Here is a 19,366-nt window from a genome sequence, read left to right as displayed (position 1 = left end):
CGCTTAGCGGACCTCGGAGAACATCGGGCCGCGGGACAGGGTGGTCTTGACCTCGGTGGTCTGGTCCTGGCTCAGCGGGCCCTTCGGCTTGTTGTCCGGGATGTCCTTGAAGTGCTCCTTGCCGTTCTCCTCCGCTTCGGCGGCGGCCTTGGCGGCCTTGCGCTCGGCCGGGGCGACGGGCGGGTGCATCGGGATGAGATCGCGCGGGGCCAGCGGCTCCTCGCCGCGCTCCACCACGATGTCCGCGAAGAACTTGTTGAGGGCCTCGGTCTCCGGGCTGTCCGGATCGGTGGCAGCCTTGCCGGAGAAGATGCCGCGCAGCATCCAGCGCGGGCCGTCCACGCCCACGATGCGGGTCTCGACGGTCTTGCCGCCCTTGACGTTCACCGGCAGCTTGAGCTCGGTGCCGAACACGCCCTCGGCCTCGGAGGCGGCCTTGTTGGCTTCCAGCAGGTCGGCGCGCACGTCGTCCCACAGGCCCATGGTCTTGGGGGCGGCGAAGGCCTCGATCTCCAGGCTGGAGGCGCCGTAGGTGATGGTGGAGCCCAGGATCTGCTGGGTGGCGCGGTTGGCCTTGATGCGCAGTTCGATGCCGCGCAGGAACGGCAGGTAGTAGGCGCCGAGATCCAGGTAGTCGTCGTAGTCGGGCACGTCCTCGTCATTGACGTCCCACGGACCGCGCTCCTCGCCGCGGCCGGCGTATTCGTTCGACGGCTCGGCCAGCACGCTCTCCGCGCTCTCGGCCTTGGCGGCGGCGTTGGCGGCCTCGGCGGCCACCTTATCCTCGTCGATCGGCTCCGCTGCCTCTTCGGCTTCCTTCTTGGCCTTCTTCTTGCCGAATCCGAACAGTCCCATGATTCCTCATTTCGTATGACGGTTGCAACCTTGCTAACACTAGCACCCATGCTTAGAGAAAGCTGATTGCACGCCTCGTTCGCGCCGGGGTTTCGTAGGGAGGCCACCATACTATGGCCGCATGATCACCATTACCACTTCCAACGTCAACGGATTGCGGGCGGCCGACCGCAAGGGCATCACCACATGGGCCGGCAGGAACACGCCGAACATCTGGTGCATGCAGGAGGTACGCGCGCCCCAGCCGGACATCGATAGGATCTTCGGCAAGTTCGCCTTCGAATACGCGCAGGCCGGCGCCATCGATTCGGCCGAGGATTTCACGCTGACCAATGAGGTCTGCCGTGTGAAGGGGCGCGCCGGCGTGGCCCTGCTCAGCGACCTGCCGGTGGTCGAGCAACGATACGGTCTGCCGGGACTCACCGAGGATGTGGATTCCGGCCGTTGGGTCGAAACCGACGTCCGCACGCCGCAGGGCTATGTGATCACCGTGGTGTGCGTCTACGTGCATGCCGGCAACACCGATGATCCGCTGAAGATGGAGCAGAAGTACCGCTTCCTCGACACGATGCTGGTGCGCATGGGCGAGCTGCGCGACGAGGCGGCCCACGGCGGCAGGCAGGCCGTGCTGTGCGGCGACTTCAACATCGCGCATACGCCGTTGGACATCAAGAATGCCAAGGCCAACGAGAAGCACGCGGGCTTCCTCCCAGAGGAGCGCGCCTATGTGGACCGGTGGCTGGACGAATACGAGTTCGTGGATGTGATGCGCGATCTGGCCGGGGACATCCAGGGTCCGTACACCTGGTGGAGCCAGCGCGGGCGCGCGTTCGACAACAATGTGGGCTGGAGGATCGACTACCAGTTCGCGACGCCGGAACTGGCGGAGACCGCGCGCGGCTTCGTGATCGACAAGGCGCCGACGTACGAGATACGCTGGTCCGACCATGCCCCGCTGACCATCACGTATGACGTGTGATTTCTGGATGCGGTAGATGCAGCGGCCGGTTATGGCTGGGGTATGTGTTGCCGGACACACTCAAGGCCGTTCGGCCAAGCCTACGGTCCGGCAACACATACCCCAGCCATAACCTTCCATATGGGTAATAACAACCGGCATTCATACCGAACACATACAGGAAAGGTGAAGCCCGGCAGCCATAGTGAGCGGCCATACCGCAAAGGCTCCCCTCGCTGAGGGGAGCTGTCGAACGGAGTGAGACTGAGGGGAGCTACAGTCTACAGTTGAATCGCTACTCCCCTCAGTCAGCTTCGCTGACAGCTCCCCTCGGAGAGGGGAGCCAGAATGACGAGTGAGGCCTCTTCCCGGTGTCGGGAAGAGGCCTCACTCGTCATGTGTTAATCGCGCAATCAGTCCAGGCCGAGCTGGAGCTTGCCGCCGGGGATGGCGTCGAGCAGGTCGCGCGTGTACTGCTTCTGCGGGTGGTCGAACACCTCGTCGGTGGTGGCGTGCTCCACGAGCTTGCCGTGCTGCATCACCACGACCTCGTCGGCGATCTGGCGGACCACGGCCAGATCGTGGGTGATGAACAGGTAGCTCAGGCCCTTTTCGGCCTGCAGGTCGTTGAGCAGGTGGAGCACCTGATCCTGGACCAGCACGTCGAGGGCGGAGACGGCCTCATCGCACACGATGACGTCCGGGTCGAGGGCCATGGCTCGCGCGATGGCGATGCGCTGGCGCTGGCCGCCGGACAGCTCGTTCGGGTAGCGGCCCATGACCGACTGCGGCATCTCGACCATGTCGAGGAGCTCCTTGACGCGGTTGGCGCGCCACTTGGAATCGCCGATCCGGTGGATGCGCAGCGGCTCCTCGATGGAACGGAAGATGGAGTACATCGGGTCCAGCGAGCCGTACGGATTCTGGAACACCGGCTGCACATGGCGGCGGAAGTCCAGCAGGTCCTTGGACTTGAACGTGGAGGTGTCGCGGCCCTCGTAGAAGACCTTGCCGGAGGTGGGCTCGAGCAGGTGGAGCACCATGTTCGCCACGGTGGACTTGCCGGAGCCGGATTCGCCCACGATGGCCAGCGTGGTGCCGCGCTTGACGGAGAAGGACACGTCATCGACGGCCTTGAACATCTCCTTCTTGCGCGGGAGCTTGAACTCCTTGGTCAGGTGGTCCACGGTGATGATGTGCTCGCTCTTCTCGAGCTCGTTCTCATCGGCCACCTTGTGATCCAGCAGGGCGTCGGCGTTCTCGCCGCGCTCCTTGGCGGAGATGATGCGCTGGGAGGCCAGGGACGGGGCCGCGGCCACCAGTCGCTTGGTGTACGGGTGCTGCGGGTGCTGGAGCACCTCGAGGCTCGGGCCGGATTCGACGACCTGACCCTTGTACATCACCACGATGTGCTGGGCGCGCTCGGCGGCGAGACCCAGGTCGTGGGTGATGAACAGCACGGCGGTGCCCAGCGAGTCGGTGAGCATGTGCAGGTGGTCGAGGATCTTCTTCTGCACGGTCACGTCGAGGGCGGAGGTCGGCTCGTCGGCGATCAGCAGATCAGGACGGCAGGCCAGGCCGATGGCGATGAGAGCGCGCTGGCGCATGCCACCGGAGAACTCGTGCGGGAACTGGCGGGCACGGGTCGCGGCGTCCGGCAGACCGGCCTCGGAGAGCAGGCCGGCGATGCGGTCCTCCATGGTGGAGCCGGTCACGTACTTCTTGGCCAGGTACCAGGCCTGATCGTCGGCCACGCCGGCCTTGATGAGGTCGTCGGCCACGCGCCAGCGGGTCTCGGAGCCCGGCACCCACTCGCTTTCGAAGCGGGCCACGGCCTTGTCGAACGCCTCACCGGACACGCCTGCGGCGGTGAGGGCCTTCTTGGCCTCGTCCATCAGGGCGGGCAGGTCCTTGGAGCCGAGGAAGGTCTCGTCGTCGTTGCCCTTGAGCTCGACGGCGGCGTCCTCGCCGGCCAGGGCCTTGGCGAGGGCGGAACGCTTCTCGTGGGCCACGTCCATGTTGTTGGCCTTGAGGGCCTCCTTGACCTGGGTGCCGATGCGCCACACCGGGTTGAGGTTGCTCATCGGGTCCTGGGGCACGAGGCCCATCTTGGTGCCGCGCAGCTTGTCGAACTCGGACTGCTTGGCGCCGGCGATCTCCTCGCCGTCGAGCTTGATGGAGCCGCCCACCACATGGCCGGTTCCGGGCAGCAGGCCCAGGACGGCCATGGCGGAGGTGGACTTGCCGGAGCCGGATTCGCCCACGATGGCCACCCACTGGCCGGGGTAGACGGTGAAGGAGGAGCTGCGCACGGCGTGCACCGGCTTGCCGGTGTCCGTGGTGAAGTCGACGGCGAGGTCCTTGACCTCGAGCAGCGGGCCGTGCTCCTTCTGCATGGCCAGCATCTGTGCCTTGGAGTTGTCAGTCATAATGTTTCCTCTACTCCCTTGCTCAGGCCGTACGGCTCTTCGGGTCAAGGGCGTCCTTGACGGCGTCGCCCATCATGATGAACGCAAGCACGGTGATGGCCAGTGCGGCGGACGGGTAGAACAGCACGAGCGGGTCGGTCTGCAGGTTGGTCTGGGCGCTGGAGATATCGCCGCCCCAGCTCACGGTGGTGGTGGGCAGGCCCACGCCAAGGAAGCTCAGCGTGGCCTCGGCCACGATGTAGGAGGCGAGCGACGTGGTGCCGATCACGATGATCGGGGCCAGCGAGTTCGGCAGGATGTGGCGGAACAGGTTGCGCATCGGGGTGGAGCCGAGGGCCGTGGAGGCCGTGTTGAACTCGAGGTTCTTGGCCTCGAGCACGGCGCTTCGCGCGATGCGGCAGACGCCCACCCAGCCGAAGAGGGCCAGCACGAGCACGATCTTCCAGATGGACTTGGAGGACTTGAACATCTGGAGGACTACGATGGCGCCGAGCAGCATCGGCAGGGCGAAGAAGATGTCGGTGACGCGGCTCAGGACCGCGTCGATCCATCCGCCGCAGAAGCCGGCGATGGCACCGATCAGGGTGCCGATGAGCACGACCATCAGCGTGGAGAGTACGCCGACGGACAGGGAGGTGCGGGTGCCGTAGACCACGCGGGTGTACACGTCGCAGCCCTGCAGGTCGAAGCCGAAGGGATGTCCGGGCTCGGACGGGCTCAGCGAGTTCGCCAGATCGCAGGCGTTCGGGTCCTGCTTGGTGAACAGGCCGGGGGCGATGGCCACGATGATGATGAAGACGATGACCAGGCCGGAGATGATGAACAGCGGGTTGCGGCGCAGGGTTCGCCATGCGTCGGCCCACATGCTGGTGGCCGGGGCGGATTCGTCCACGGAGTCGACGTCCTGAAGCGGGGTCTCCTCGATGGGGGCCACGTAACGGTCCTGGCCGGGCAGGGTTTCCATGAAGTACTCGGTGCCGGGCTCGCCGGACTCGTTGAGTTCGTTTTCGGTGGTGTTGTTTGCCATTTCGTTCACTCCTCCCCTTCTCATGCGTAACGGATACGCGGATCGAGGGCCGCGTACAGCAGGTCGACGACGAGGTTGCACACCACGAAGATCAGCATGAGCAGCGTGACGATGGACACCACGAGGTTGGCCTCGCCCTTCAGGATGGACTGGTAGGTCAGGAAGCCGATGCCGTGGATGTTGAAGATCTGTTCGGTGATCATGGCGCCGCCCATCAGACCGCCGATGTCCTGGCCCAGGTAGGTGACGACCGGGATCAGGGAGTTGCGCAGCACGTGGCGCAGCATGACCTGTCCGTTGGACATGCCCTTGGCGCGGGCGGTGCGCACGTAGTCCTCGGCGATGTTGGAGGAGATCTCGGCGCGGGTCAGTCGGATGATGTACGCCATCGAGACCGAGCCGAGCACCATGGCCGGCATGAGCAGGTCGAGGACCGTCGGGTCGGCGCCGGCGGTCACCGGCAGGATGGACCACTGGATGCCGAGCAGGTACTGCAGGACGAAGCCGGTGACGAAGGTCGGCACGGAGATGAGGAGCAGGGAGACGATCAGGATGACCGTGTCGTACCACTTGCCCTTCTTGAGGCCCGAGATGATGCCGAAGGTCACACCGAAGATGGCCTCGAACACGAACGCCATCAGGCCGAGCTTGATGGTGACCGGGAAGGCACGGGTGATCTCGTCGAGGACGGGCTGGCCGGCGAAGGTGTTGCCGAAGTCAAGGGTCAGCGCGTTCTTCAGGTAGATGAAGTACTGAATGATGAACGGCTGATCGAGGTGGTACTCTGCGCGGATCTGGGCCGCGACGGCTTCGTTGACGGGCTTGTCTCCGAACATGGCCTTGACGGGGTCGCCAGGCAGCAGGAAGACAAGCGCATACACCAGAAGCGTCGTGCCGAGAACCACGGGGATCATCTGCAGAATGCGTCGCAGAAGATACTTACCCATAACGGTTGCTCCTTATTTCATGAACCGGCCGTCAGGACACAGTGCACCCTTGCCGGTCGACAAATACTCCGATAGTCTACCCCATGCCCTGACGGAGGTGTGTAAACTCCCGTTAACTCGGCCGATTATTAGGCGTAAGCGACGTTGTTTGGCCGGTTTCGGCAGAGCATATAAGCATATGAAAAGGCTCTGTTAAACCAAGATTGACATGAATTCCGCCGGACTACCCCTCAGTCGGCTTCGCCGACAGCTCCCCTGACAAGGGGAGCCAAGAATGGTGTAACAGAGCCCATGAAAAAGGGGCGGGGATCATATGATCCTCGCCCCTTGGAATTACCGAACTACCGTCCGATGCTCAGATGAGTCTCGACTCACTTCTTGGACATCTCGGTGTAGGTCGGGAGGTTCTGCCAGTCGAAGCCGAAGCCGGACTTGACGGACAGGGAAGCCACGCCGTTGGCGTTGGAGTAGTACAGCGGGATGGCCGGCAGATCCTTGAGGAGGATCTCCTGGGCCTGCTGGTACAGCTTGTTGGCCTCGTCGGTGGTCTTGGCGGCGGCGGCCTGCAGGCACAGCTGGTCGAAGGCGGAGTTCTTGTAGTCGCCATCGTTGGAGCCCTTGCCGTCGGCGGCGGCGGTGGAGTACAGCTGCCACAGGTAGTTCTCGGCGGACGGGTAATCAGGCTGCCAGCCGGTACGGAAGGCGCCGGTCATCTGACGGTTGGTCACCGCGTCGCGGAACTCCTGGAAGGTCGGGATCGGGTTGGTGGCGGCGTCGATGCCCAGGTTCTTCTTGAGCTGGTTCACGACGGCGTCGTAGATCGGCTTAGCGCCACCATCGGCGTTGTAGGAGAAGGTGAGGGTGCCGGTGTACTTGGAGATGGCGTCGGCCTTGGCCCACAGTTCCTTGGCCTTCTTGGCGTTGAACTTCAGGTTGTCGGAGCCGGTCAGAGAGTCGGAGTAGCCAGGGGTCTTCGGGGAGGTGAAGTCGGTGGCGGCGGTGGCGTTGCCGTTGAGCACCTTATCGATGATCTGGTCACGGTCGATGGCCATGGAGATGGCCTCGCGGCGCAGCTGGCCTTCCTCGTCGTTCTTGAAGTGGTCAAGGGTGGACGGGATGGTGAAGGTCTGGATCACGGAGCCGGCCTCGGAGTACGGCTGGATCTTCTTGTCGGTCTTGAAGGTCTTGGTGAAGGCGGCCGGGACGGACTCCATCACGTCGAGGGAGCCGTTGTTGGACTGGATGTCACGGTAAGCGGCGGTGTCATCGGTGTAGACCTTGAAGGTCACGCCGTCGTTCTTGACATCCTCGTTGCCCTTGTAATCGGTGTTCTTGACGAGCTCGATCTGCTTGTTGTGGTCCCAGGACTTGAACTTGTACGGACCGTTGCCGACCGGGGCCTCGCCGAAGGCCTTCGGATCCTTGTAGAAGGACTCCGGCAGCGGGGCGAAGGCCAGGTAGCCGACCTTGATCGGGAACACGGAATCGGACTGGTTCAGATCCACGGTGAAGGTGGTGTCGTCCACGACCTTGAGGCCGGAGAGCTGCTCGTCACCCTTCAGGCCATCCTTCTGCAGGTCGTCGTAACCCTTGATGGTGGAGAAGAAGGAGGAGCACTTCTGGGCGTTCTTGGCGTTGGCCGTGTAGGACCAGGACTTGGTGAAGGACTCGGCGGTCACCGGGGTGCCGTCCGTGAACTTCCAGCCGGACTTCAGCTTGATGGTGTACTGGGTGGCGTCATCGTTCGGGGTGATGGACTCGGCCACTTCGTTGGAGGCGTTGCCGTCCTTGTCGAAGGAAACCAGACGGGAGAACAGCAGGTCGCCCGGCTTGCCGCCGCCGGTCTCGTTGGTGTTGCCCGGGATCAGCGGGTTCTGCGGCTCGGAGTTGTAGGCGTAGATGATGTTGGAGCCAGCGGTGTCGCCGGAGGCGGTGCTGCCGTTGGAGCCGCCGCAGGCGCTCAGCAGCATGGCCATGGAGCAGGCCATGGCGGCGAAAGCAAGAGCTTTCTTCTTCATTGATTTCTCCTATTTTCCTTGACGTGCGGAACGTTATGTCCCGCCTCATGCGAACGGGGTCAGTTCCCCACGGCCGCATCCACTGCGGCACGCAGGAGGACCAACCCCGTTGCTGATTACTTGTATTGTCGCTCAATTTGCAGACAAGGAGGAAACTTTTTGTTACGTCCATGTAAAATCCATGCCTGTTTTTCGGCTTCATACAGCGTTTACGCAGCCGCGTCGGGTAGTGTCCGCATGTTGGTCAGGCCCGGGGGAACGCCTGCATGTAGCGGGTTTTGAGCTGTTCGACGGAGACGTGCGTATAGCGTTGTGTAGTTTTCAAGGAGGAATGGCCCAGCATCTCCTGGACCTCCCTCAGATCGGCGCCGCCGTCGAGCATATGTGTGGCCGCGGAATGGCGCAGGGCGTGCGGGCTGATGTCCGGCACGCCGGCCGCGCGGGCCTCGCGATGGACCACCTCGCGGGCGATGCGCTGGTTGAGCCGCCCTCCCCTGGCCCCGAGGAACAGGGCGCTGCCCGAACCGGCATTCGCGAGACGGGGCCTGCCCTGCGCAAGCCAGGCGTCAAGCGCGCGCATGGCCGGCACTCCAAAAGGAACGACACGTTGTTTATTTCCCTTGCCGGTGACTCTGATGGTGCGATTGAGCGCATCAATATCGGCGACGTCCAATGCGGCCAGCTCGGCCACGCGAATGCCGGTGGCGTACAGCAGCTCGAGTATCGCGGCGTCACGCAGGGCTTCGGCCCGTCTGTCCGCCGTTGCTCTGGATTCCCCGTCGCACCCGGAATCATGCGCAGCGGAATCGGCGGGCGCAGAGCGAGCATCGGCATCGGCCCGTCGCATCAGCTGTTCGGCCTGCGCTTCGGTGAGCACGGCGGGCAGCGAATCGGGGATGGAGGGCGTCATCAGCGTGGCGGCGGGATCGGTGCGCGTCACCCCGTGGTCATGCGCCCATGAGAAGAACGCGCGAACGGCGACGGTCTTGCGGGCCATGCTGCTTCTGGCGTGGTTCCTGGATTCGACGGCCATCCAGGAGCGCAGATCGTCGAGCGTGATCTCATTCAGGTCCCCCACCCCGCGCCGTCCGAACAATGCCAGGCAGGATTCAAGGTCGGAGCGATACGCTTTCAGCGTATTTTCGGACAGTCCGCGATTGGCTTTCAGATAGGCGACGAACGCGCCGATCGTCTCTTCGAACCGCATATCGCACCGCCTTTCCATCCGACCGTCCCGCACCTGCCCTCCGATAGACTATAGGCACGCATTCGATGGGATTGGGGCAGCATGGCACGGCACAACGCACAGCATAACGTACGGCGAGGTGGACGGAATACGGAGACGGTCGGGAACGAGACCGAACGCGAGGAACGCGATCATGTGGTGGCCCGCGCCGTGGATCTGGTCAAGACCTACGGGGATGCGGACAATCTCGTCACCGCGCTGGACCATGTGAATGTGGAGTTCGAGCGCGGCAGGATGACGGCGATCATGGGACCGTCCGGCTCGGGCAAGTCCACGCTGATGCACTGCATGGCCGGTCTTGACCAGCCCACTTCGGGTCAGGTGTTCGTGGAGGGGCTGGAGGTCTCGGCCATGAACCAGCGGCAGCTGACCCGGTTGCGCCGCCAGCAGATCGGCTTCATCTTCCAATCGTTCAATCTGGTGCCCACGCTTTCGGCCGAGGAGAACATCCTGTTGCCGCTGCAGATAGCCAGAAAACCCATCGACCGTGACTGGTTCGATCAGGTGGTCAGGGTGGTGGGCCTGGAGCAGCGGCTCACGCACCGGCCAAGCCAGCTTTCGGGTGGACAGCAGCAGCGCGTGGCCTGCGCGCGTGCGATGATGGCGCGTCCTTCGGTGATCTTCGCGGACGAACCCACCGGCAATCTCGACTCCCGTTCCAGCCGTGAGGTGCTGGGCTTCCTCAAGCAGTCCGTGGCGGATTACGGCCAGTCGATCGTGATGGTGACGCACGATCCGCGCGCCGCCTCCTATGCCGACCGCGTGCTGGTGCTGGCGGACGGGCATATCACGCAGGATCTGGACCACCCCACCTACGAGCGCATCCTCGAGGTGTTTGCGGACGGCACCGGCGACGACGGGGCGGACGCATGATCCGCATCGGCCTGCGCGACGCCCGCGCGCATCTCGGGCGGTTCGTCATGTCCATCATCGCCATCGCGTTGGGCGTGAGTTTCGTGGTCGGCTCGTTCTGCTTCCGCGAGATGATGAACAACCAGGTGGACCAGATGATGGCCTCGAACTCGGATGCCGACGTGTATGTGCGAGGCAGCAAGGAGCAGAAGGGCGCGGCGGCGACGGATGCCATGGGCTCGTCCGGCTCATCCTCCGGCTCTGATTCCGGCGGTTCCTCCGAGACGAAGACCTACAACCGCATCGACATCTCCCTGACGGACACCATCGCCAAGGTCGAGGGCGTGGCGCGCGCCGAGGCCGTCTACCAAGTCTCGGGTCTGGTGCTGGTGGACAAAAGCGGCAACGCCGTTTCCACGATGGGCGGCGTGACCAGCAGCCTGGGGCTCAAGGACGGCACCTGGCGCTCGGCATCGCTGGTCAAGGGCCGGTGGGCGAGGACCAAGCACGAAATCGCGTTGCATACGTTCGCCGCGGAAACCGCGGGGCTCGAGGTCGGCGACACCACCAAGCTTGTGTATCCGGACGGCGCGGTGGACGTGAAGGTCGTGGGACTGTTCTCCACCACGTCGTCGCAGGCCGGCGCGATCATCATCGGGCTTGCGCCGGAAGTGGCCAAGGATTATTTCCAGCAGCAGTCCGGACAGGTCGGCACCGCCCGCTATCTCGCCGTCTACGGTTCGGCGAACGGCGGGCAGCCGCTCAGCGAGGCGCAGCAGCAGAGGCTCGCGGACCGCATCAACGAGGCGCTGCCGGCCGGCTCGAAGGCCGTGGCCATCACCGGCCAGCATGTACGCGACAGCAACGCCGAAGCCACCAAGAAGGCGCTCGGCTTCGTGCAGCCGCTGATCCTGATCTTCGCGGTGATCGCGCTGTTCGTGGGCTCGTTCATCATCGCGAACACGTTCTCGATGATCGTGCGCGAGTCGATGCGCGGCTATGCGCTGCTGCGGTCGATCGGAGCCTCCCCCGCCCAGGTGTTCGTGACGGTGGTGGTGCAGGCGATCGTGCTGGGTCTTATGGGCTCGCTGATCGGCATCGGGCTGGGTTGGATCATGGTCAAGGGCATCGTGGCGCTGATGGCGCATATGGGCACGCCGATGACCGGATCCTCGAACCCGAGTGTGTCGGATATGCTCGTGGGTCTTGTGGTGGGCGTGCTGGTCACGCTCATCGGCGCTTCCCTGCCGGCACGGCGGGCGGCGATGGCCCCGCCGATCCAGGCGATGAACGAGACGGTGAACCCGGAGAAGCCCGTGTGGCCGCGAGGCGTGGCCGGCACGGCGATGATCGTGTGCGGCGCGGCGTCCTGGGTGCTGTGCTGGCGTATCGCCGCGGCGAACAACGACGGCGTGGCCGTCTCGCCTTGGGGATGGCTCAATGACGCGGCCTCCGCGATGGGCACCGGCTGGCCGCTCGGTGTGGGCGCCGGGCTGGTGGTCATCGGCGTGATCGTGCTCGCCCCGGCGCTGGTGGGGCCCACGAGCGTGGTGCTGGGTTGGATTCCGGCGCATGTGTTCACGGTGACGGGCCGGCTTGCCACCCGTAATCTGGCGCGTGGCAAGCGCAGGACCGCGAATACGGCGGCCGCGTTGTTCGTGGGCGTCGCGATCGTGAGCTGTCTGGGCGTGGTGGCCTCCTCGGCGAAGGCCTCGGTGGCGGGCATCGTGGATTCCGGGCTGAAGTCCGATTTCTCGGCCATGTCCGCATCCGATGGCCGTATTCCGGACGATGCCATCGAGGCGATCCGTAAGACCGACGGCGTGGGTTCGGTCTCGCAGTCGCGCATGCTCATGGGCGTCACGTACGGTTCGGGCGACGATCGGACGCAGGCCATGACGTTCGCCGAGCAGCCGTCGCTGTTCACCAAGGTGTTCGCGCCGGTCACCCATGCGGGAGACGCGGACAAGGCACTGCGCGATGGCGAGCTGGTGGTGGGCATCGCGGTGGCGAAGGACAACGGCTGGAAGGTCGGCGACACGGTGCGGGTCAACGGCCGGCAGGTGGTGGTCGACAAGGAGGCCACCGCCAAGGCGCAGGCCGAATACCAGGCGCAGGTGGAGGCGAAGGTCTCCGGATTGCAGGCCGAGGCCCAGCAGCTGCTCGCCTCCGGGGATGCGGCCGGCGCGCAGGCCAAGGCGTCCAAGGCGCGGCAGGCCGCCGAGGATGCGAAGAACGTGGATCCGAGCACGCTGGTGAAGACGAAGACCACCCTCACGCATGTGAAGGTGCGGATCGGCGCGATCATCGAGAATTCGGTGTATCGGTCGATGGTGCTCATGAACGATGAGACGGCCGGCAAGGTCACCAACGAGTACACGATGTTCACCATCATGCTGTTCGTCAACGCGGCGCGCGGCGAGGATCTGGGGGCGTTGAAAGCGCGGCTCATCAAGGCGGTCAAGCCGTATTACGTGGTGAACGTGCAGGATCGCGAGGAATTCAAGTCCACGATGAGCACGATGGTCGACCAGATCCTGCTGGTGCTCTATGCGCTGCTGGCCCTGTCCATCGTGATCGCGGTGTTCGGCATCGTGAACACGCTGGCGCTGTCCGTGTCCGAACGCACCAAGGAGATCGGCCTGTTGCGGGCGATTGGCACCTCGCGCGCCCAGGTACGCGGCATGCTCGGCATCGAGGCGGCCATCATCGCCGTGTTCGGCACGGTGATGGGCATGGTGACGGGCGTCGCGGCCGGTGTGGTGATCCGCGCGGTGTACGAGGCGAACGGATTGAGTTCGCTGAGTGTGCCGTGGGGGCAATTGGGCGTGTTCCTGGCGCTTTCGATCGTGGTGGGTCTGGTGGCCTCGGTCTCCCCCGCCTCACGCGCGTTGCGGCAGCCGGTGCTCGATGCGGTGGCGGCGGAATGATTGCCAGTTCCGTGCGTCGCAACGTGTTCGGAGTAAGGTGGAACTACCGATATCGGGGTGTCAGGGCCGACATCCCGCGTGATTCATAAGGGGGATGATTCCGATGACGTTGCCGAGGCAGATTCCGGTGGGCGCACGCATCGTGGTGCGTATCACCGATGGCGTGGACCCTGCGGACGGGCGCATGAAGTTCCGTGATTTCGTGGGGCATGTGGTGTCCTGGGACGGCTACACGTTGGAGATGGTGCGTGATGCGGCCGCCAACGGCTCCCGCCCGGCCCAGAACGTGACCATCCACCAGGAGCAGATCGCCACGCTGAAGCCGGTACCCGAACGGCCGCACGTGAAACCGCGTCCGTGAGGCATCGGCCACAGGCCGATAGATTTGTTTCGCAGGCTTTGTCTGCTTTTCTACTACCCCTCAGACACGCTTCGCGAGCCAGCTCCTCTGACAAGGGGAGCCGCGATTTTATATAGGCTAGGCTCCCCTTGTCAGGGGAGCCGTCAACCGCAGGTTGACTGAAGGGTAGTAGAAGAGCGTCCTGTCAAGGACGCGGGAGACACAGCATCGGCCGCAGGCCGATTCCTATATCGCGGGGCGAAGCTGGATCACGGCCTGATGGGGGTGGATGAAGCTGGTGATCGCCTCTCCCCTGCGGGCGGAGAACAGGAGCGTCTGCTGCCAGCCGACCTCAGGAATCTCCAACTCGCGTGCGGGAAAATCGGCCGTCGAGGCCAGTGCCGCCTTGTATTTGCGGAACGGGTCGCCTGCGGCGAAGAACCTTCTGACATCCGCCGCGGCCCTGCTCTGCTGCAGAACCCCCTGCGCACCGGCGCCCTGCTCCTGCTCGGCATGCAGCTGGTCGGCCATATCGGTCAGGCGTGCGGCCATGCGGCGCAGCAGCACTTCCACGTTGAGCGCGTCCTCCTCGACCATCGCACGGGTGCGGTCGGGATCGGTCAGGGCCACGCGGGTCATGTCGCGCCAGCAGCCCGCCGCCAATGCGGCCGCCACATTCCGGTCCGGATTGGCCGTCAGCTCGTTGATGAGCGCGGTGGAGACCACATGCGGCATATGGGAGATCATGGCGGCGGCCTTGTCGTGGGTCTCGTCGTCCAGCACGATGATGCGGTTGCCCACGTCTTCGGTGATCAGCGAGGCCACGGCGAAGAACCGGCGGTAGTCCGTCGGCTCGTCCACGGTCACGGCCCACAGGGCGTCGTCATACAGGCTTGGGTCGGCGGCCTGCCAGCCGGACAGTTCGTTGCCGGCCATCGGATGCGCGCCCACGTACCGGTTCGCGAGTCCCGCAGCCTTGACCTGATCGCGGACCATGCCCTTGACGGAACCGACGTCGGTGAGCGTGGTGTCGGGATGCTCGTCGAACAGGGGCTTCAATTCGGCCAGAATAGCGGGCATGGCCTTGAGCGGGTTGCATAGGACCAGCACGTCCGGTTCGGCGGTCATGAGTTCGGCGAGCGTGCTTTTGCAGTAGATGCCGTCGGCTTCCGCCTGCGCGTACGGATGCGGGCGATGGTTCCACGCCACGACCCGGATGCCGCGTCGAGCCAATCGCCTGGCCAATGAGCCGCCGATGAGGCCAAGTCCTACGATGCCGACCGTATCTACCACAACAGTTCCTTTCTCACGATCTCGGTGTGCTGCCATCCTTCCGGCATACGCTCCTCATCGATATGGATGCCGCCCTGGGGCAACATCCACGCATCGACCGGGGGGTTGGGGCGTTCGCGGCGTGGATAGACGGCCAGCGTCTTCATCCAGATGCCCTTCATGGCCAGTATTTCCAGCACTTTCTGGAACCGTGGCTCCCAGGGCGCGGCGTCCAGCGTGTCGATGAAGCTGTAGGTGCCGTCGTGCCCCTTGATGGGGCGGGAGATGAAACTGGTCATGTTCAGTCCCGCGACGCGCAGGATGTCGAGGATGTTCGCCACGACTCCCGGACCCGTGGCAAGCGGGATGAACGTGATGATCGTCTCGAAATCACTGGCATCGCCATGCTGGGCGCGGACGTTGAGTTCCTGGACGACGTCGCGCGGCGCGATGACCAGGAAGTCAGTTCTGGCGCCGTCGAAATCCTGCACATGTTCGCCGAGCACGTCGAGGTCGTAGAGCGTGCCGCAGATGCTGGGGCCGAGCGCCACCTGGCCGGGCTTCAGATCACGGCAGGCGGCGGCGTTGGATGAGGCCGGCTCGGGTTTGAGCCGGTATTCGGCGATGAATCTGGTGCATTGGGCGAGCCCGTGCGGGTGGGCACTGACGAGTTGGCCGGTGCAGTCGTAGATGCCGTGGCCACGCACGGTGAAGGCGTTGAACGCCACGTCCACGCTCACGCGGGCGAAACCTGCCACGTCGGTGGAGTCGATGAGCGCGTCCAGGTTCGGGACCACGTAGCCTTCGACGTTGTTCTCCCAGGCGATGACGCCCCAGCCTTGGCGGAATTGCACGGCGTTCATGATCGCCGGCACATCGGGAAGCGGAATGAGGTCAAAATCTCCCATAGGGGCGAACTGTTCGGCGGCAGTCATTGCCGCCTGATGGGTGAAGGTGCCCTCGGGGCCCAGATAGAAGAGTTTCATGCGTGCCATATCGTTCTATGGTAGCGGGGCTTGGAGTGGTTGCGTGTGAGATGCCCACGACACGCGCGGTCAAAGCTGTGCGAATCCTCGGTTTACGCCTGTGGCGTGGTGTCGCGGGGCGGGATCGTGAACCAGCGGGCGGGCAGGACGAGCATGACCACCTGCACGAGCACGATGCCGTACAGCCAGATGTATCCGGCGTGCTGGGAGAAGAACGGCATATCACCTTGGAATCCGGCCACGATCAGCGCGTTGCCGGAAGTGGTGGCGAGGGCCAGTCCCCATGCCGTGGCGGACGAGGTGATCAGGTGCAGGGCGAGGCCCACCGCACCGAGCCGCGCGCGGGCGCACCATGTGGACAGGATGATGAGCAGGAACGCCAGCGCCAGTCCGTACGGGATGTCGGCCGAAGCGCCCATGCGGTGCGCGAAGGTGCCGATGAATGCGGCGAACGCGCCGGCCAGCATCGTAATCAACGATCTGACCAGCGCGTTCCGCCGATGCGACCAAGGCAATGATTCCACGCTGTTGATACCCATATGTCCCATACTATGTCACAAACACACTGGCTCCCCTCGCTGAGGGGAGCTGTCGAACGTAGTGAGACTGAGGGAAGTTCCTTCGAGATGGCTCCCCTCAGTCAGCTTCGCTGACAGCTCCCCTCAGCGAGGGGAGCCAGAATATACCCAATCAGACTGCTTGGTCTGGTTGTTCTGACGATGCCGAGGCGTTAAGCGGAAAGCCCAGTGGGCTTTCCGTAGCCGAGGTGAGCGGATGCCACCATAGGGCATCCGCGAAGGCAGCGTCGTCAGAACAATCAGACTACTTAGACTGGTTGTTCTGACGACGCTGCTTGGCGCGCCACTTGTACCAGTCCTCGCGGCCGAGGATGATCTTGCGCACGCGGATGGACTCGGGGGTCACCTCCACGCACTCGTCCTCGTTGGCGAAGTCCAGGGACTCCTCGAGGCTCATCTTGATCGGCGGGGTCAGGGTCTCCAGCACGTCGGCGGTGGAGGAACGCATGTTGGTCATGTGCTTGGCCAGCGTGATGTTCACGTCCAGCTCGTCGGGCTTGTTGTTCACGCCCACGACCTGGCCCTCGTACACCGGGGACTGCGGCTCGACGAAGAAGTTGCCACGGGCCTGCAGGCGCTGCATGGCGTACGGGGTGGCCACGCCCTTGCGGTCGGAGACCATGGAGCCGTTCTGGCGGATGGTGATCTCACCGGCCCACGGCGCGTAGCCGGCGGAGATGGAGGAGGAGATGCCGGTGCCGCGCGTGGCGGACAGCAGGGCGGTGCGGAAGCCGATCAGGCCGCGGGACGGCACGGTGAACTGCAGACGCACCCAGCCGGAGCCGTGGTTGGTCATGCCGTCCATGCGGCCCTTGCGGTCGGCCATGAGCTGGGTGACGGTACCCATGTACTCTTCCGGCACGTCGATGGTGGTGTTCTCCATCGGCTCGTTGATCACGCCGTCGATCTTCTTGGTGACCACCTGCGGGCGGCCGACGGTCAGCTCGTAGCCTTCGCGGCGCATCTGCTCGGCCAGCACGGCCAGGGCCAGCTCGCCACGGCCCTGGACCTCCCAGGCGTCCGGGCGGTCGGTGGGCAGCACCCTGATGGACACGTTGCCGATGAGCTCGCGGTCCAGACGGTCCTTGATCATGCGGGCGGTGAGCTTGTGGTCCTTGCCCTCGGTGCCGGCCAGCGGGGAGTCGTTGACGCCGAAGGTCATGGAGATGGCCGGCTCGTCCACGTGGATGAGCGGCAGCGGCTTCGGGTCGTTCGGGTCGACGATGGTCTCGCCGATCATGATGTCGTTCACGCCGGCGACGGCCACGATGTCGCCGGGGCCCGCGGAGGCGACCGGGATGCGGTCGAGGCCCTGGGTGCGCAGCAGCTCGGAGACGCGGAAGTTCTCCAGGGAGCCGTCCACACGGGACAGGCCGTAGGTCTTGCCCTTCTCGAGGGTGCCGTTGTAGATGCGGACCAGACCGAGTCGACCGAGGAAGTCGGAGGAGTCGATGTTGGCCACGTGGGCCTGCAGCGGGGCGCCCTCCTCGTATTCGGGGGCGGGGATGTTGGAGATGATGGCCTCGAACAGCGGCTCGAGGTTGTCGTTGTCCGGCATGCCGCCGTCCGCCGGCTGGTTCACGGAGGCGTAACCGGCCTTGGCGGCGCAGTAGATGACCGGCATTTCGAGCAGCTGGTCGAGGTTCAGGTCGATGCCCTCGTGCTGCACGTCGTCGGCCAGGCCGAGCAGCAGGTCGGAAGTCTCGCCCACGACCTCGGAGATGCGGGCGTCCGGACGGTCCACCTTGTTCACGCACAGGATGACCGGCAGCTTGGCCTCGAGGGCCTTGCGCAGCACGAAGCGGGTCTGCGGCAGCGGCCCTTCGGAGGCGTCCACGAGCAGGACGACGCCGTCGACCATGGAGATGCCGCGCTCCACCTCGCCGCCGAAGTCGGCGTGGCCGGGGGTGTCGATGATGTTGAGGGTGATGCCCTCCGGGTGGCCGTACTTGGCGGCCAGCGGGCCGGTGTATTCCACGGCCGTGTTCTTGGCGAGGATGGTGATGCCCTTCTCGCGCTCCAGATCGTTGGAGTCCATCACACGATCCGGCACTTCCTCACGCTCGGAGAACACATGGGACTGCTGAAGCATGGCATTGACCAGCGTGGTCTTGCCGTGATCGACGTGAGCCACGATCGCCACATTACGGATATCTCCACGAACCGCCATCGAAACCTCTCTTAATACTGATTCTTTTGCGTAATCGTTCGGTACTTGCGTACTTATGTACTTATCTGTTGGGTTTTGCTTCCCTGTACTTACACACAAACCGTCACGAGTGTACCGGCACGGCTTGACCAGCACGTGATACGCGAATGGCCCGCACTCGTTCGGGTGCGGGCCATCGTGCGCGGAAATCCGATCAGCCGAGGACGGCGGCGGAATCGGTGATGGTGATGAGCGGGGCGAACAGGGCCATCGTGTCGAGGGCGCGCTGGTGGTTCTCCGGGCTGGAGCCGGCGCAGGCGTCGGCGATCACACGCACGGCGACGCCTGCGTCCGCCGCGGCCAGGGCGGTGGTGATCACGCAGCAGTCGGTGGCCACACCGCACAGGGCGATCTTCTTGGCCCCGCCGATCGCCGCGGCAAGCTCGTCGCCCCACTTGCCGAAGGTGTCGCGGCTCACGACCGGGCGCCCGGCGGCGAGCGCGGCGGTGTCGGCGGTCAGCCTGTACATCGGGTCGTCCGGGGGCACGAGGAACTGCGGCCAGTCCTTGAAGTAGTCCACCCAGGCGTCCTGGGCGGGAGTCGGTGCCACGTAGCGGGTGTAGGCCACGCGGTCGCCGTAGGCCTTGGCGAGCGCGGCGAACGGCGCGTCGGTGGTGTGGAAGGAGCCGTCCGGGCAGGCCCAGTCGGACCAGTCGGATTCGGCGAACACCTTCTGGCGGTCGATGACGACCAGCCATTCATCTGATGGGATTGCCATG

Annotated in this window: 15 protein-coding genes; 4 read left to right on the top strand and 11 right to left on the bottom strand. The window is 64.6% G+C overall.

The window, feature by feature from the left end; all coding sequences use genetic code 11:
- Window positions 1–3: 3 nt before the first annotated feature.
- Window positions 4–855, bottom strand: a complete 852-nt coding sequence (locus KIH81_RS03770; RefSeq protein ID WP_214304130.1) for a DUF3710 domain-containing protein — start codon at window positions 853–855, stop codon at window positions 4–6.
- A gap of 121 nt (window positions 856–976) precedes the next feature.
- On the opposite strand from KIH81_RS03770, the gene KIH81_RS03765 reads away from it, so the two are divergent.
- The gene (locus tag KIH81_RS03765; RefSeq protein WP_214304129.1) at window positions 977–1,834 is read left to right on the top strand and encodes an exodeoxyribonuclease III; all 858 of its coding nucleotides are present in this window, start codon (window positions 977–979) and stop codon (window positions 1,832–1,834) included.
- Between the two features lie 392 nt (window positions 1,835–2,226).
- On the opposite strand, the gene KIH81_RS03760 is transcribed toward KIH81_RS03765, so the two are convergent.
- The 5 genes from KIH81_RS03760 to KIH81_RS03740 all read right to left on the bottom strand — a co-directional run bounded on the left by KIH81_RS03760 (window position 2,227) and on the right by KIH81_RS03740 (window position 9,441).
- Window positions 2,227–4,242: a dipeptide ABC transporter ATP-binding protein gene (locus tag KIH81_RS03760; protein WP_214304128.1), complete on the bottom strand. Its 2,016-nt coding sequence runs from the start codon at window positions 4,240–4,242 to the stop codon at window positions 2,227–2,229.
- A gap of 22 nt (window positions 4,243–4,264) precedes the next feature.
- Window positions 4,265–5,269 (bottom strand): ABC transporter permease, encoded by a 1,005-nt coding sequence (locus tag KIH81_RS03755; RefSeq protein WP_214304127.1) that lies wholly within the window; start codon window positions 5,267–5,269, stop codon window positions 4,265–4,267.
- 20 nt (window positions 5,270–5,289) lie between these two features.
- The gene (locus KIH81_RS03750; RefSeq protein ID WP_214304126.1) at window positions 5,290–6,216 is read right to left on the bottom strand and encodes an ABC transporter permease; all 927 of its coding nucleotides are present in this window, start codon (window positions 6,214–6,216) and stop codon (window positions 5,290–5,292) included.
- A gap of 371 nt (window positions 6,217–6,587) precedes the next feature.
- The gene (locus KIH81_RS03745; protein WP_214304125.1) at window positions 6,588–8,234 is read right to left on the bottom strand and encodes a peptide ABC transporter substrate-binding protein; all 1,647 of its coding nucleotides are present in this window, start codon (window positions 8,232–8,234) and stop codon (window positions 6,588–6,590) included.
- 244 nt (window positions 8,235–8,478) lie between these two features.
- Window positions 8,479–9,441 carry a tyrosine recombinase XerC gene (locus tag KIH81_RS03740; RefSeq protein WP_214304124.1) on the bottom strand — a complete coding sequence of 321 codons (963 nt, stop codon included), beginning with the start codon at window positions 9,439–9,441 and terminating at the stop codon, window positions 8,479–8,481.
- An 81-nt stretch (window positions 9,442–9,522) separates the two neighbouring features.
- On the opposite strand from KIH81_RS03740, the gene KIH81_RS03735 reads away from it, so the two are divergent.
- From KIH81_RS03735 to KIH81_RS03725, 3 genes are all read left to right on the top strand, one after another.
- Window positions 9,523–10,353 (top strand): ABC transporter ATP-binding protein, encoded by an 831-nt coding sequence (locus KIH81_RS03735; protein ID WP_217624859.1) that lies wholly within the window; start codon window positions 9,523–9,525, stop codon window positions 10,351–10,353.
- Window positions 10,350–13,262 (top strand): ABC transporter permease, encoded by a 2,913-nt coding sequence (locus tag KIH81_RS03730; protein WP_214304123.1) that lies wholly within the window; start codon window positions 10,350–10,352, stop codon window positions 13,260–13,262. The genes KIH81_RS03735 and KIH81_RS03730 overlap by 4 nt, the downstream gene beginning before the upstream one ends.
- A gap of 103 nt (window positions 13,263–13,365) precedes the next feature.
- Window positions 13,366–13,623, top strand: a complete 258-nt coding sequence (locus KIH81_RS03725) for a DUF6725 family protein (RefSeq protein ID WP_214304122.1) — start codon at window positions 13,366–13,368, stop codon at window positions 13,621–13,623.
- A gap of 225 nt (window positions 13,624–13,848) precedes the next feature.
- Here KIH81_RS03725 and KIH81_RS03720 read toward each other — a convergent pair whose 3' ends face one another.
- From KIH81_RS03720 to KIH81_RS03700, 5 genes are all read right to left on the bottom strand, one after another.
- Window positions 13,849–14,895, bottom strand: a complete 1,047-nt coding sequence (locus tag KIH81_RS03720; protein ID WP_214304121.1) for a prephenate dehydrogenase — start codon at window positions 14,893–14,895, stop codon at window positions 13,849–13,851.
- A complete protein-coding gene (locus tag KIH81_RS03715) occupies window positions 14,889–15,869 on the bottom strand; it encodes a prephenate dehydratase (protein WP_214304120.1) in 981 nt (326 codons plus the stop codon). The genes KIH81_RS03720 and KIH81_RS03715 overlap by 7 nt, the downstream gene beginning before the upstream one ends.
- Before the next feature lie 83 nt (window positions 15,870–15,952).
- Window positions 15,953–16,399 carry an alcohol dehydrogenase gene (locus KIH81_RS03710; RefSeq protein WP_214304119.1) on the bottom strand — a complete coding sequence of 149 codons (447 nt, stop codon included), beginning with the start codon at window positions 16,397–16,399 and terminating at the stop codon, window positions 15,953–15,955.
- Between the two features lie 283 nt (window positions 16,400–16,682).
- Entirely contained in the window at window positions 16,683–18,608 is a 1,926-nt protein-coding gene (typA, locus tag KIH81_RS03705; RefSeq protein WP_214304118.1) for a translational GTPase TypA, read from the bottom strand.
- Between the two features lie 193 nt (window positions 18,609–18,801).
- Entirely contained in the window at window positions 18,802–19,365 is a 564-nt protein-coding gene (locus tag KIH81_RS03700; protein WP_214304117.1) for a cysteine hydrolase family protein, read from the bottom strand.
- Window position 19,366 lies beyond the last annotated feature (1 nt).

The organism is Bifidobacterium miconisargentati (assembly GCF_019331675.1).
Classification (GTDB): Bacteria; Actinomycetota; Actinomycetes; order Actinomycetales; family Bifidobacteriaceae; genus Bifidobacterium; species Bifidobacterium miconisargentati.
The sequence above is the reverse complement of the archived record's forward strand: the minus strand, read 5'-3'. Positions and strand labels throughout refer to the sequence as shown.

Bases quoted from the DNA above. Each gene is read 5' to 3' on its own strand.
- KIH81_RS03760 (WP_214304128.1), bottom strand. From the start codon at position 4,242: ATGACTGACAACTCCAAGGCACAGATGCTGGCCATGCAGAAGGAGCAC.
- KIH81_RS03715 (WP_214304120.1), bottom strand. From the start codon at position 15,869: ATGGCACGCATGAAACTCTTCTATCTGGGCCCCGAGGGCACCTTCACC.
- KIH81_RS03745 (WP_214304125.1), bottom strand. From the start codon at position 8,234: ATGAAGAAGAAAGCTCTTGCTTTCGCCGCCATGGCCTGCTCCATGGCC.
- KIH81_RS03755 (WP_214304127.1), bottom strand. From the start codon at position 5,269: ATGGCAAACAACACCACCGAAAACGAACTCAACGAGTCCGGCGAGCCC.
- KIH81_RS03700 (WP_214304117.1), bottom strand. From the start codon at position 19,365: ATGGCAATCCCATCAGATGAATGGCTGGTCGTCATCGACCGCCAGAAG.
- KIH81_RS03765 (WP_214304129.1), top strand. From the start codon at position 977: ATGATCACCATTACCACTTCCAACGTCAACGGATTGCGGGCGGCCGAC.
- KIH81_RS03730 (WP_214304123.1), top strand. From the start codon at position 10,350: ATGATCCGCATCGGCCTGCGCGACGCCCGCGCGCATCTCGGGCGGTTC.
- KIH81_RS03725 (WP_214304122.1), top strand. From the start codon at position 13,366: ATGACGTTGCCGAGGCAGATTCCGGTGGGCGCACGCATCGTGGTGCGT.
- KIH81_RS03710 (WP_214304119.1), bottom strand. From the start codon at position 16,399: ATGGGTATCAACAGCGTGGAATCATTGCCTTGGTCGCATCGGCGGAAC.
- KIH81_RS03735 (WP_217624859.1), top strand. From the start codon at position 9,523: ATGGCACGGCACAACGCACAGCATAACGTACGGCGAGGTGGACGGAAT.
- KIH81_RS03750 (WP_214304126.1), bottom strand. From the start codon at position 6,216: ATGGGTAAGTATCTTCTGCGACGCATTCTGCAGATGATCCCCGTGGTT.
- typA (WP_214304118.1), bottom strand. From the start codon at position 18,608: ATGGCGGTTCGTGGAGATATCCGTAATGTGGCGATCGTGGCTCACGTC.
- KIH81_RS03770 (WP_214304130.1), bottom strand. From the start codon at position 855: ATGGGACTGTTCGGATTCGGCAAGAAGAAGGCCAAGAAGGAAGCCGAA.
- KIH81_RS03740 (WP_214304124.1), bottom strand. From the start codon at position 9,441: ATGCGGTTCGAAGAGACGATCGGCGCGTTCGTCGCCTATCTGAAAGCC.